The 12,856-nt window shown below is 63.4% G+C and carries 8 protein-coding genes; 4 read left to right on the top strand and 4 right to left on the bottom strand.

All coding sequences use genetic code 11. The features are described from left to right. Positions 1 to 27: 27 nt before the first annotated feature. Positions 28 to 1,644: a bifunctional phosphoribosylaminoimidazolecarboxamide formyltransferase/IMP cyclohydrolase gene (gene purH / locus NKJ09_RS06645; protein ID WP_352494114.1), complete on the top strand. Its 1,617-nt coding sequence runs from the start codon at positions 28 to 30 to the stop codon at positions 1,642 to 1,644. A 34-nt stretch (positions 1,645 to 1,678) separates the two neighbouring features. Here purH and NKJ09_RS06640 read toward each other — a convergent pair whose 3' ends face one another. Together NKJ09_RS06640 and NKJ09_RS06635 are read right to left on the bottom strand one after the other, a co-directional pair. Next, a complete protein-coding gene (locus NKJ09_RS06640; protein ID WP_352494236.1) occupies positions 1,679 to 3,055 on the bottom strand; it encodes an MFS transporter in 1,377 nt (458 codons plus the stop codon). Positions 3,056 to 3,240: 185 nt separating this feature from the next. Next, positions 3,241 to 7,989, bottom strand: coding sequence for an NAD-glutamate dehydrogenase (locus NKJ09_RS06635; protein WP_352515618.1), 4,749 nt, complete (start codon positions 7,987 to 7,989; stop codon positions 3,241 to 3,243). A 169-nt stretch (positions 7,990 to 8,158) separates the two neighbouring features. On the opposite strand from NKJ09_RS06635, the gene NKJ09_RS06630 reads away from it, so the two are divergent. Beyond that, positions 8,159 to 8,722 (top strand): peroxidase-related enzyme, encoded by a 564-nt coding sequence (locus NKJ09_RS06630; RefSeq protein ID WP_023719735.1) that lies wholly within the window; start codon positions 8,159 to 8,161, stop codon positions 8,720 to 8,722. 123 nt (positions 8,723 to 8,845) lie between these two features. Further along, a complete protein-coding gene (locus NKJ09_RS06625; protein ID WP_352494112.1) occupies positions 8,846 to 9,169 on the top strand; it encodes a YciI family protein in 324 nt (107 codons plus the stop codon). 9 nt (positions 9,170 to 9,178) lie between these two features. Here the strand turns inward: NKJ09_RS06625 and NKJ09_RS06620 are convergent, their stop codons facing one another. Continuing rightward, the gene (locus NKJ09_RS06620) at positions 9,179 to 9,793 is read right to left on the bottom strand and encodes a LysE family translocator (RefSeq protein WP_352480973.1); all 615 of its coding nucleotides are present in this window, start codon (positions 9,791 to 9,793) and stop codon (positions 9,179 to 9,181) included. Between the two features lie 393 nt (positions 9,794 to 10,186). On the opposite strand from NKJ09_RS06620, the gene NKJ09_RS06615 reads away from it, so the two are divergent. Further along, positions 10,187 to 10,813: a DUF1062 domain-containing protein gene (locus NKJ09_RS06615; RefSeq protein WP_352494111.1), complete on the top strand. Its 627-nt coding sequence runs from the start codon at positions 10,187 to 10,189 to the stop codon at positions 10,811 to 10,813. A 57-nt stretch (positions 10,814 to 10,870) separates the two neighbouring features. On the opposite strand, the gene typA is transcribed toward NKJ09_RS06615, so the two are convergent. Beyond that, the gene (gene typA, locus NKJ09_RS06610) at positions 10,871 to 12,700 is read right to left on the bottom strand and encodes a translational GTPase TypA (RefSeq protein WP_023719738.1); all 1,830 of its coding nucleotides are present in this window, start codon (positions 12,698 to 12,700) and stop codon (positions 10,871 to 10,873) included. Between the last annotated feature and the right edge of the window lie 156 nt (positions 12,701 to 12,856).

The following is a 12,856-nucleotide window of genomic DNA, read 5'->3' as shown; positions in this document are numbered from 1 at the left end:
AACCACACGTGGAAAGGCCGCCAGCCCATGGCCGTCGCCGCCAAGAATATTCCCGCGCCCGACCTTGTACCCATCCGTCGCGCGCTGCTCTCCGTCTTCGACAAGACCGGCCTGATCGATTTCGCCAGGGCGCTGGCTTCGGCCGGCGTCGAGCTGGTCTCGACCGGCGGCACCGCAAAGGCCCTCGCCGATGCGGGCATGGCGGTGCGCGACGTATCCGAGCTCACCGGCTTTCCCGAGATCATGGACGGGCGCGTCAAGACGCTGCACCCGTCGGTGCATGGTGCACTGCTCGGCGTGCGCGACGATCCAGAGCACGCCGCGGCGATGCGCGACCACGGCATTGAGCCGATCGATCTCGTCGTCTCCAATCTCTATCCATTCGAGGAGGTGCGCCGCTCCGGCGCCGACTACGCCGCGATCGTCGAAAACATCGACATCGGCGGCCCGGCGATGATCCGTGCCTCGGCCAAGAACCACGCATACGTCGGCATCGTCACCGACCCTGACGACTATGCCTCGGTGCTCAACGCGCTGGAGATGAATTTCGGCTCGTTGTCGCTGGATTTCCGCAAGAAGTTGGCAGCCAAGGCCTTTGCCCGCACCGCCAGCTACGATGCGGCGATCTCGGGATGGTTCGCCGAGGCGCTGGAGATCGAGCATCCGACATGGCGCGCCTTCGGCGGCAGGCTGCAGTCGGTGATGCGCTACGGCGAAAACCCGCATCAGGGCGCCGGCTTCTATGTCAACGGCGACAGGCGGCCGGGCGTCGCCACGGCACGCCAGCTTCAGGGCAAGCAGCTTTCCTACAACAACATCAACGATACCGACGCCGCCTTCGAGCTGGTCGGCGAGTTCGATCCGACCCGCTCCGCAGCGGTAGCCATCATCAAGCACGCCAACCCGTGCGGCGTCGCCGAAGGCGCTTCGCTGCAAGCGGCCTATGCCAAGGCGCTGGCCTGCGACCCGGTCTCGGCCTACGGCGGCATCGTCGCCATGAACCGTATCCTCGATGCCGCAGCCGCCGAAGAGATCGTCAAGACCTTTACCGAAGTGATCATCGCACCGGAGGCGTCCGATGGTGCAATCCGCATCATTGGCGTCAAGAAGAATCTACGCCTGCTGGTCACCGGCGGCCTGCCCGACCCGCGCGCGGCGGGCCTTGGCTTGAAATCGGTTGCTGGCGGCTTGCTCGTCCAGGGCCGCGACAATGCGGTGGTGGATGACCTCGAGCTGAAGGTGGTGACCCGGCGCGCTCCGACGCCGGCCGAAATGGCCAATCTGAAATTCGCCTTTCGCGTGGCAAAGCACGTCAAGTCGAACGCGATCGTCTATGCCAGGGACGGCGCCACCGTCGGCATCGGCGCCGGCCAGATGAGCCGTGTCGATTCCTCGCGCATCGCCGCGCGCAAGGCGCTCGACGCGGCCGACGCTGCCGGTCTGACGGAGCCTTTGACCAAGGGCTCGGTCGTCGCCTCGGATGCCTTTTTCCCGTTCGCGGATGGGCTTTTGTCGGCAATCGAAGCCGGCGCCACCGCCGTCATCCAGCCCGGCGGCTCGATGCGCGACGACGACGTCATCGCCGCCGCCGACGCTCACGGCATTGCCATGGTCTTCACCGGAGTGAGGCACTTCCGGCATTGAACTCCCTCCCCCTGTGGGAGAAGGGAAGAGCAGCTCACTCCGCCGGCCGATCCGCCGGATAGGGCGTGCCGATCAGGATCGCCATGCCTGCGCCGAGGAACAGCACGATCGCCGCCATTCCGAGCCGCGCCGAGCCGCTGGCCAGGGTGATCGTGGCCACCATGAAGGGCGCTGCAAAACTTGTTGCCCGACCGGCCAGCGCATAGATGCCGAAATAGCGGCCGGATTCGGCTGCGGAGACGCTGCGCGCCATGTAGGAGCGCGACGATGCCTGCACCGGCCCGAAGGCAAGCCCGATCAGCAGGCCGTAGAAAATGTAGGCCTTTTCCGCCGCCGTGCCGAACAATCCGCCACCGTCCAGTCCGGGCATCACCCAGGCGCCGAACAGCGTATAGCCCGGGCCGGTCGAGACGATGCCGATCGTGGCAATGCTCAGCATGACCAGCGAAATCATCACGATGGTCTTGGAACCCAGTGCAGTGTCGAGGCGTGCGGCAACCAGGCAGCCGACGATGGCAACGACGTTGAGGATGATGCCGAACAGGCCGATCTCGGTGATCGACCAATGGAACATCGCCGCCGCAAACGTTCCGCCCAGCGCCAGCAGCGCGTTGACGCCGTCCTGATAGATCATGCGGGCGACGAGAAAGCGAAAAATACCGCTGCGCTTGCTTACTTCGGCTAGCGTCGACTTCAGTTCCGACAGGCCCTCGCGCACCGCCGGCCCGATTGGAATGCCTTTGATCGCATCAGGCGTGAAAAAGAACATCGGCAGGATGAACAGGAAATACCAGGCCGCCGACAACGGTCCGGTGGCGCGCGCGTCCTCGCCGAGCCTGGGGTCAAGGCCGAAGATCGGGTCGAGCCCGACGACGGTCTTGCCGGTTTCAGGCGAGCCGGCCATGACGGTAACGACGAAGATTAGCGCGATCATGCCACCGAGATAGCCGAGCCCCCAAGCCATGTTCGAGATCCTGCCGATGTCGCTCTTCGGCACCAGGCGCGGCATCATCGAGTCATTGAACACGGTCGAGAATTCAGCCGCGACCGATGCCAGCGAGAACAACGCCACGACCAGAAAAAGGTTGGAGCCGGGCGCGGCGAACCACAGCAAGGTGAGGCTGGTGATCTTGACCGCGGCGAAGAAGGCTATCCACGGTTTGCGTGGTCCGGTCTGATCGGCGATCGAGCCGAGGATCGGCGACAAAACGGCGATGACGAGGCCGGCGGCGGCGATGCCGTAGCCCCAGGCCGCTTGCCCCGTCTCGGGATTGCTGGCCATTCGCGAGACGAAATAAGGACCGAAGATGAAGGTGGTGACGACCGTGAAGAACGGCTGGGCCGCCCAGTCGAACAGCATCCATCCCCAGATGCCGCGTCCCGACGCACGCTGCACTGCCACCTCAGCCATGTCCCCTCCGCTGGAGCTCTCCATGCCGATCGAATCGGCATGATGCTCCGTCTTCTTGTTGAGCACGATCTTGTCCAAAAGCCGATCGTTACGTTCGCGATCATGCTCCGGGCGCCCCAACGCCGCGCGCCGTTCGCTCTATAGCGCAGTTCTTCCCGGCAATCCCGCGCGATGTGGAAGACTTCTCACAGCGCCGTCAGATCACTCATCAGGCCGGACGCCACCGACAGCCGGGACACGGTGATGTCGCCGCCCTCGGTCAGCGCCTGCAGCCGCTCGCGGATGCGTCCGACCCGTTCGCCGCCGGACTCCAACCATCCAGTCACCGGATCCGCCGCCTCGGCATGGCCGGTGAGTGCCGCCACGGCGATGCCGCGCCTGGCCGCCCCAATCGTGTCGGTGGCGCGGGAAAGGGCCAGCTGATCGTAATAATCCGAGGGCGTGATCGAGCGCGCCGCGTCCTCGACGCGCGGGATGCGGAAGACATCGCTGACTGCAAAGAACGCCTTGGCGGCAGCGACGATGCCGGCACTCGCCGTCCGCGCCGTCAGCGCGATGTCGGGGATGAGTTCCGCCACGTCGGTCAGCGCCAGCTGTTCGGCAAGACTCTCCGGCGCGCCGCCCTTCGACAGGCCGTGCCGCCGCTCCTCGATCCGCTCGCGAGAGAAGGCCGGCAGCAGCGACACGAGCTTCGGCTCCAACGCCTTGCGCGCATCCTGCAATTCGGTGATCCGCTGCCCGAGCGGCGCGGTGCCGGCATCGTTCTTCAGGTACCAGCCGCTGGTCACATAGATCAGCCGGCTGACCGCCTGATAGAGGTCGAGCTGGATCTGTCCGTCGATCTGGTTGTCGAGCGCGTCGATCTGCCGGTAGAGCGCCGGCAGCGCAAAGCCATCCCGCACCACGGCGAAGGTGCGCACGACATCGGCGGCACTGCGGCCAGTCGCTTCCTGCAGCCTGTTGACGAAGGACGGGCCGCCGCGATTGACCAGATCATTGGCGACGACACGGGCGATGATCTCGCGGCGCAGCCGATGGCCGTGGATTTCTCCCGCATATTTCTTCGCCATGCGATCGGGGAAATAGCCCATCAGATCACGGTCGAAATGCGGATCGTCCGGCACGTCGCTGGCGACGATATCGGAAAACAGCACGATCTTGGCATAGGCGAGCAGCACGCCGAGCTCGGCCCGGGTCAGCGGCTCACCGCGCGTCTCGCGCTCGGCAAAGGCCGCCGGCGACGGCAGCGCCTCGACGGCACGGTCGAGCAGTCCGCGCGCCTCCAGCGCCGCCATGAAGCGGCTCTGATGGGCGATGTCGGCGAGCCCGCGCTTACGGGCAAGGGACAGCGCCAGCGTCTGCTGGTAATTGTTGGACAGCACCAGGGCGCTGACCTCATCGGTCATCTCGGCCAGCAATTTGTTGCGCGCCGGCCGGGTCAGCGATCCCTTGCGCATGGCGGAAGCCAGCGCGATCTTGATGTTGACCTCGACGTCGGAGCAATTCACGCCGCCCGAATTGTCGATCGCATCTGAGTTGCAGCGGCCGCCATTCAATCCGAATTCGATGCGCGCCCGCTGCGTGACGCCGAGATTGGCCCCCTCACCGATGACCTTGGCACGCAGGTCGAGCGCGGTGATGCGGATCGCGTCATTGGCACGGTCGCCGACGTCCTGGTTGGTCTCGCCCGATGCCCTGACATAGGTGCCGATGCCGCCAAACCACAAAAGGTCTGCCGGCGCCTTGAGAATGGCACTCATGATCTCGACTGGCGTGGCCGTTGTCTTGCCGAGGCCGATCGCCGCAGCCGCGGGCGCCGGCAAGGTGATCGACTTCTGGCTGCGCGAGACGATGATGCCGCCCTCCGACAGCTTCGTCTTGTCGTAATCCTGCCAGCTTGAACGGGCGAGAGCGAACATACGCCGGCGCTCGGCCATCGAAGCCGCCATGTCGGGATCGGGATCGATGAAGATGTCGCGATGATCAAAGGCGGCTATCAGCCGGGTCTGCTCCGACAGCAGCATGCCGTTGCCGAACACGTCGCCCGACATGTCGCCGACGCCGACGACAGTGAACGGCGTGGTTTGGATGTCGCGGTTCATCTCGCGGAAATGCCGCTTGACTGCTTCCCAGGCGCCCTTCGCGGTGATGCCCATCTTCTTGTGGTCGTATCCGGCCGAACCGCCGCTGGCGAAAGCGTCGTCGAGCCAGAAGCCGTGCCTTTCGCTTATGGCGTTGGCGGTGTCCGAGAAGGTCGCCGTTCCCTTGTCCGCGGCGACGACGAAATACGGATCATCCTGATCGCGCCGCACCACGCCGGCTGGCGGGATGACGCCGTCCAGGCCGATATTGTCGGTGATCGACAACAGGCTGGAAACGTAATTCTTGTAGGCGGCCGTGCCGGCCTCGAAAATGGCGTCGCGCCCGGCGCTCATCGGCAGCTTTTTCGGGTAGAAGCCGCCCTTGGCGCCAACCGGCACGATCACCGCATTCTTGACCTGCTGTGCCTTGACCAGGCCAAGCACCTCGGTGCGATAGTCCTGCGCACGGTCCGACCAGCGCAGGCCGCCGCGCGCGACCGGGCCGAAGCGCAGATGCACGCCCTCGACCTCGGAGCCATAGACGAAGATCTCGCGCCATGGCCGCGGCGCCGGCAGCCCGTCGACCGATTGCGAATCGAGCTTGATCGCCAGTGATTGGCCCTTCTCTTTCGTATCGGCAACGAAATGATTGGTGCGCAGCGAGGCTTCGATCAGGTTCAGATAACGTCGGATGATGGTGTCGTCGTCGATGTTGGGAACGTCTTCCAGCGCATCCGTGATCTTGGCCTTCAGATGTTTGGCCTGAACGACGCCTTCCGTCTCATCCGTCGGGCCGAGGCGGGCGACGAACAGCGCATGCAGTCCGCGGGCGATCTCGGGATAGCGGTTGAGTGCGGCGGCGATGAAATCCTGGCTCTGCGGGATACCGGCCTGCTGCAGATAGCGGCCATAGGCGCGCAGGACGGTGATCTCGCCCGACCACAGGCCTGCGGTCTGGGCGAGGCCGTTATAGCCGTCATTGTCGACATTGCCGCGCCAGACGGAAAGGAACGCGTCCTCGAACAGCGCGCCGCCATTGCCGAGGTCGATCGGCCTGCCGTAGCTGTTCTCAAGTTCCATATCGTGGATGAAGACCATGCCGGATTGATTGTCGCCGACCTCGAAAGTACGCTCGCTGATGACGCGAAAACCGATGTTTTCCAGCACGGGCACGCGCCGCGACAGCGCCACCGGGCTGCCATGGTGATAGATCTTCAACGCCGCCTGATGCGGCTTCTGGACGGCGTGACGGTAATAGTCGATGGCGATCGGATTCGACGCATCGAGCCTGGCGATGCGCCCGGCATCGGCCAGCGCCACGGCCGGCGGGAAACTGTCGCGATAACTTTCCGAAAAGCGCGAGGCGATGGCCGTGAGTCTCGCTTCGGCGCCGGTCTCGGTCGCGGTCTCGCGCAGTGCATCGTCCCAGGTCCGTACGATGTCGCGAATCGCCGCCTCGATCGTCGCCTGCTCGACCTTCGGCGTCTTGCCGCCGGAGCGGCCGATGATGAAATGGACGCGCGCCAGCCCGCCTTCCGGGAAGGCCGGATAATAGGCCGACAGCCGGCCTTCGAAGACGGTCTTCAGATAGGTGCCGATCTTCTCGCGCACGACGCTGTCGTAGCGGTCGCGCGGCACGAAGACGAGCACGGAGACGAAGCGGTCGAACTGGTCGACACGCACCAATGCCCTGACGCGCGGCCGCTCGATCAAGCCCAGTATGGCTTCGGCATGCTTGCGCAGGATCGGCACCGGAACCTGGAACAACTCGTCGCGCGGATAGCTCTCCAGCACGTTGATCAATGCCTTGCCGGAGTGGTCGCCGGGATTGAAGCCGGATTTGGCAATGACGGTTTCGGCCTTCGAGCGCAGATAGGGGATTTTCATCACCGAGCGCGTATAAGCAGTCGAGGTGAACAGTCCGACGATGCGCAGCTCGCCCGAAAGCACGCCTTTGCCGGTGTAGGTCTTGACGCCGATGTAGTCGAGGTAGATGCGGCGGTGCACCGATGACTTGGCGTTGGCCTTGGTGACGATCAGCGGTTCCGGCCCATGCAGGAAGGCGCGGATTTCCGGCGTCGTGCTCACCGCTTCGGTGCCACGCCTGAGCACCAGCACGTCGGGATCGGAAAGGATGCCGAGGCCGGGCTTTTCGGCACGCTCGAGCATGCCGCTCTTCTCGCCGCCGGTGTATTTGAATTCACGCATGCCTAGAAAGGTGAAATTGTCGTCGCGCAGCCATTCGAGGAAGGCGATCGCCTCGGTGACATGGGCCTTGTCGAGCGGCACCGGCGAGTAGCGGAATTCCGAGATCGCCTGGTCGAGGCGGGCAAGCATCGGCTTCCAGTCGATGACGGCGGCGCGCACCTGACCGAGCAGCTTCGTCAGGCGTGCGGAAAGGCCTTCGGCCTGCTCGGCCGAAAGGCGGCCGATATGGACATGGATGACGCTCAGCCGGTCATGGCTGTGCTCGCCCTTGGCATAACCGCCATCGCCGAGGATTTCCTCGACGCCGTTCTTGCCGTGCCTGACCACGATGACCGGGTGGGTAACCAGCAGCGGCTCGCCGGCGCTCTCTGTAATCTCACCGAGGACGGAATCGAACAGGAACGGCATGTTGTCGTTGACGACGGTGATCACCGTCATCGGCCGGCCTTGGCGGACGACACCGGAATCGACGTCTATGGCAACGACGCAGTCGTCCTTCTTGTGCCGGGCGACAGCGCGGCCGGCGAGTTCGGCAGCGCGTTCGAGATCGATGACGTCGTAGGCGGCGACATCTTCGGCCGGAGCTCGGGCCAGCAAGTAGTCGGCAAGCCTGCCGGGCTTTTCGCTGCCCTTGGCCGGACTCATCTTTTCAACTGGCTTGCGGATTTCAGGCCGGCCATGAGCTAATTCCCTCCCGTCATGTTTTTACAACTATCGTAGCAGATGACGGGTATTTGGCGACAAAGGTTTGACGGCTTGCGACGAAATGTCGGAATTCACCGGCAGCCTGGCGGAAAACGAGGAGAAATCCCCTATGACAGACAAAATCACCGCGCTTGACCTCGCACCGGCGGAGCTGAGCGAAGCGACCAACGCCTATTTCGCCAAATGCCGGGAGAAGCTCGGCCTCGTTCCCAATGTGCTGCTCGCCTACGCCTTCGACGAGAAGAAGCTGCGCGCTTTCACCGACATGTACAATGATTTGATGCTGGGTGAATCCGGCCTGTCGAAGCTGGAGCGAGAGATGATCGCGGTGGTCGTCTCATCGGTCAACCATTGCTATTATTGCCTGGTTGCACATGGCGCGGCGGTGCGCCAGCTTTCCGGCGACCCGGCCTTCGGCGAGATGATGGTGATGAATTTTCGCGCCGCCGAGCTGTCAGACAGGCAGCGCGCCATGCTCGAATTCGCGGTGAAGCTGACCGAGCAGCCGGCAAAGATCGTCGCAGCCGACCGGGCGGCGCTGCGGCAAGTGGGCTTTTCCGACCGCGACATCTGGGATATCGCCTCGACTGCCGCGTTCTTCAACATGTCGAACCGGCTGGCATCGGCGATCGATATGCGGCCGAACGATGAATATCACGCGATGGCGCGATAGGGCACCGCGGTCGTATATATTAGCTACATCGCATTCTCGTTGCTTGTTTGCCGGTTTGGTCCGATGATCGGCATGCGGCATGACCGCATGCCGGTTCGATGCCGCCGATCAAAGGAGGAGAACATGGCGAAATTTCTCTACGTCTATCACGGCTCGGGCAAGATGCCGACCGAGGAGGCCGAACGGAAGGCAGCGATGGATGCCTGGAACGGCTGGTACGGCAAGCTTGGCTCAGCCGTGGTCGACGGTGGCAATCCAGTCGGCATGTCGAAGACCCTGCTGCCCGGCGGCAAGGTCGAGAACAATGGCGGCAGCAATCCGACCGCCGGTTACACCATCATCGAAGCGAAAGACATCGACGATGCCGTCCGCAAAGCCAAGGATTGTCCTATCCTGACGGACCCGGGTTTCAGCGTCGAGATCGCACCGATAATCGAAATGGGTTGACGCGGCGGCTCAAGACCGCGCCGCGATCGCCGCCGCAGCGCCGGCCATGGTGCCGGCGCTGACGCGGTTGGCGATCTTCATCGCCCGTTTGCTCCTCAAGAGCTTGCGCGCCTGCGATGCGGCGAGCACCCAGGTCAAATCGATGGCGACCAGCACCACGGCCATGGTCGCCGTCAGCTCGACCCAGCCGATCACGCTGACTGAACCGAGATCGATGATGGTCGGCAGCAGCGCCAGGTAGAACATCATGATCTTGGGGTTGCCGAGCGTTACCGCCATGCCGGCAAAGAACAGTCTGACGGGCGAATCTTCGCGCGGCAGCGAACCTTCTTTTGCCTCGACCGGTGCGGTCCACATCTTCCAGGCAAGCCAGGCGAGATAGACGACGCCAACCCATTTCACGACGACAAAGGCGAAGTGGAACGTCTGCGCCACCACGGCGAGGCCAAACACCGCCAGTGATAGCCAGATCGCTTCGCCGATCCACATGGCAAGCAGGAACGGAAACACGTCGCGAAACCCTTTTGCGATGACCCGCGCCACAAGTGCGGCAATCGACGGGCCCGGCGAGCCGGCGGCAACAAGCAGGGCGCCGGCAAAAATCAGAAGCGACGTGAAATGCATGACGCGGATCTCGTTAGAAATTTTTGGACGCTTCAACATAACCCAACTGTTCCGGCGACGGTAGCGTCCACCGAAAGAAGGCTTGTCGGCCAGGCACCTCGCGGCTAGAAGTGTCGTCTCGAAATCCTTTCCGAGCTTCACTTTGCCTACGTAACCGCCGGTCTCGCCAACTCCCCCGACACAGAGCAGGGCGTCGCAGTCGCGGTGCCTGTTTTCACATCATCTGTTCTTCAGGGTGGCGGTTCGAGACCGGTTTGGCACTGCTGAACCGCTGTCGCGCATAACCCGCGACACCTGATTTCCAACTGCCGCAGTCTCTCGCCACGCCGTGCCCGCAGGGGCATCTCGACATCGCCGATCTGACGAACTTCCCGACGGGAAGGGCTTTTCGGCATGCCTTCGATACTGCGTATCCGCTGGACGATCGCGCCCAAGACCGCACCGCGACCTCACCTCAACTGCAATCGCTGCGGCGGTCTGAAAGCCTATCGCTGCAGCGGCAAATTCCGGGTCAATGCCAATGGCAAACGCATTGATGCCTGGTTGATCTACCGCTGCATCGATTGCGACAATTCCTGGAATTTCGGCATTCTGGAGCGATGCAGTCGCCGCGATATCGAACCGGCAATATTGCAGGCGCTCGAACGCAACGATCCGGTCCTGGCGCGGCGCCATGCTTTCGATACTGCCGCACTGCGAAGCAGGATCGGGCGCGTCGAGGAGTTTCCTGAAGCCGCCGTTCATAAGCAGGTGCTCGGGGACAGGCCGGAAAACACCGCCGCCCTCGAACTCCAGCTCGAGCTCGAAATGCCGACAGCGCTGCGGCTCGACCGGTTGCTCGCCAACGAACTCGGTGTCTCGCGATCGCGGCTTCAGGTTTGGGAAGAGAAGCGATTGCTGGTGGTTGGTCCGGATGGGGCCAAAGCCTTGCGCAGGCCGGCCCGGGCGGGAACGGCGATCCGCATCGACCTGTCTAGCGATCCAGACCGGGACGGCATTATCGCGGCTGCCGGCGGGTAAGATAAAGGGAGGAAGCACGCACGTGCTCCCTCCCTCATAGTGGCTGAGAAAAGTGGCTTACGCCGCGCCGACCACTTTCGCCGACTTCTCGAAACGCTTGCGCTCGTTCGGGTCGAGATAGAGCTTGCGCAGGCGGATGGTCTTCGGCGTCACCTCGACCAGCTCGTCGTCCTGGATCCAGGCCAGCGCGCGTTCCAGCGTCATGCGGATCGGCGGCGTCAGTTTTACCGCCTCGTCCTTGCCGGCGGCGCGGATATTGGTCAGCTTCTTGCCCTTGAGCACATTGACTTCGAGGTCGTTGTCCCTGGAATGGATACCGATGATCATGCCCTGATAGACCTTGACGCCGGGGTCGATGACCATCGGGCCGCGGTCTTCCAGGTTCCACATGGCATAAGCCACCGATTCACCCTGTTCGTTGGAGATCAGCACGCCGTTGGTGCGGCCGGGCAGCTCACCCTTGTAAGGCTCGTAGGCATGGAACAGCCGGTTCATCACGGCGGTGCCGCGCGTGTCGGTCAGCAGTTCCGACTGGTAGCCGATCAGGCCGCGCGTCGGCGCGTGGAAGACGATGCGCTGGCGATTGCCGCCCGAAGGGCGCAGCTCGACCATCTCGGCCTTGCGCTCCGACATTTTTTGCACGACGACGCCGGCATGCTCCTCGTCAACGTCGATGACGACTTCCTCGACCGGCTCCAGCAATTCGCCGTTCTCGCCCTTCTGCATGACGACGCGCGGCCGCGACACGGCGATCTCAAAACCTTCGCGGCGCATCGTCTCGATCAGCACGGCCAGCTGCAATTCGCCGCGTCCGGAGACGAAGAACGAATCCTTGTCCGGCGATTCCTCGATCTTCAGCGCGACATTGCCTTCGGCCTCGCGCAGCAGGCGGTCCCGGATGACGCGGCTGGTCACCTTGTCGCCTTCGGTGCCCGCCAGCGGTGAATCGTTGACCAGGAACGACATCGTCACCGTCGGCGGATCGATAGGCTGCGCGTGCAGCGGCTCGGTCACCGACAGGTCGCAGAACGTGTCGGCGACGGTGCCTTTCGACAAGCCGGCGATGGCGACGATGTCGCCTGCCTGCGCTTCGTCGATGGGCTGGCGCTCGAGCCCGCGAAAAGCAAGGATCTTCGAGATGCGGCCGGTTTCGACCTGGGTGCCATCATGGTGCAGCACCTTGACCGCCTGGTTGGATTTCAGCGTGCCGGATTCGATACGGCCGGTGATGATGCGGCCGAGGAACGGATTGGCTTCCAGAATGGTGCCGATCATGCGGAACGGGCCAGGATGAACGGTCGGCGCCGGCACGTGCTTGATGACGAGGTCGAACAGCGGCGCCAGAGCCTGGTCCTTCGGACCTTCGGGGTTTTCGGAGACCCAGCCGTCACGGCCCGAACCGTAAAGGATCGGGAAGTCGAGCTGCTCGTCGGTCGCGTCAAGCGCGGCAAACAGGTCGAACACCTCGTTGACCACCTCGACGTGGCGGGCATCCGGCCGGTCGATCTTGTTGATGACGACGATCGGCTTCAGTCCGACCTTGAGCGCCTTGCCGACGACGAATTTGGTCTGCGGCATCGGCCCCTCGGCGGCGTCGACCAGCACGATGGCCGAATCCACCATCGACAGGATGCGCTCGACCTCACCGCCGAAGTCGGCGTGGCCGGGCGTGTCGACGATGTTGATGCGGGTGCCCTTCCAGTCGACCGAGGTCGCCTTGGCCAGGATGGTGATGCCGCGTTCCTTTTCGAGATCGTTCGAATCCATGGCGCGCTCGGCGACGCGCTGGTTGTCGCGGAACGAGCCGGACTGTTTCAGGAGCTGATCGACGAGGGTGGTTTTTCCATGGTCGACGTGCGCGATGATCGCGATATTGCGGATTTTCATGTTTTGGTCTCGGGAGCGTTGCAGGCAGCAGGCCAAAAGGCGCTGCCTCTTTCGGTTGGGCGGCTCATACAGGGTTTTTCGCAATTGCGAAAGAGGAGGCGAGTCACCAAATAAAGTCACCAAATCTTAAATGTCTTGGTGTGAAGTGGAATTATT

The organism is Mesorhizobium sp. M0189, assembly GCF_040322135.1.
Taxonomy (GTDB): domain Bacteria; phylum Pseudomonadota; class Alphaproteobacteria; order Rhizobiales; family Rhizobiaceae; genus Mesorhizobium.
This window is presented reverse-complemented; position numbering and strand designations above follow the sequence as displayed.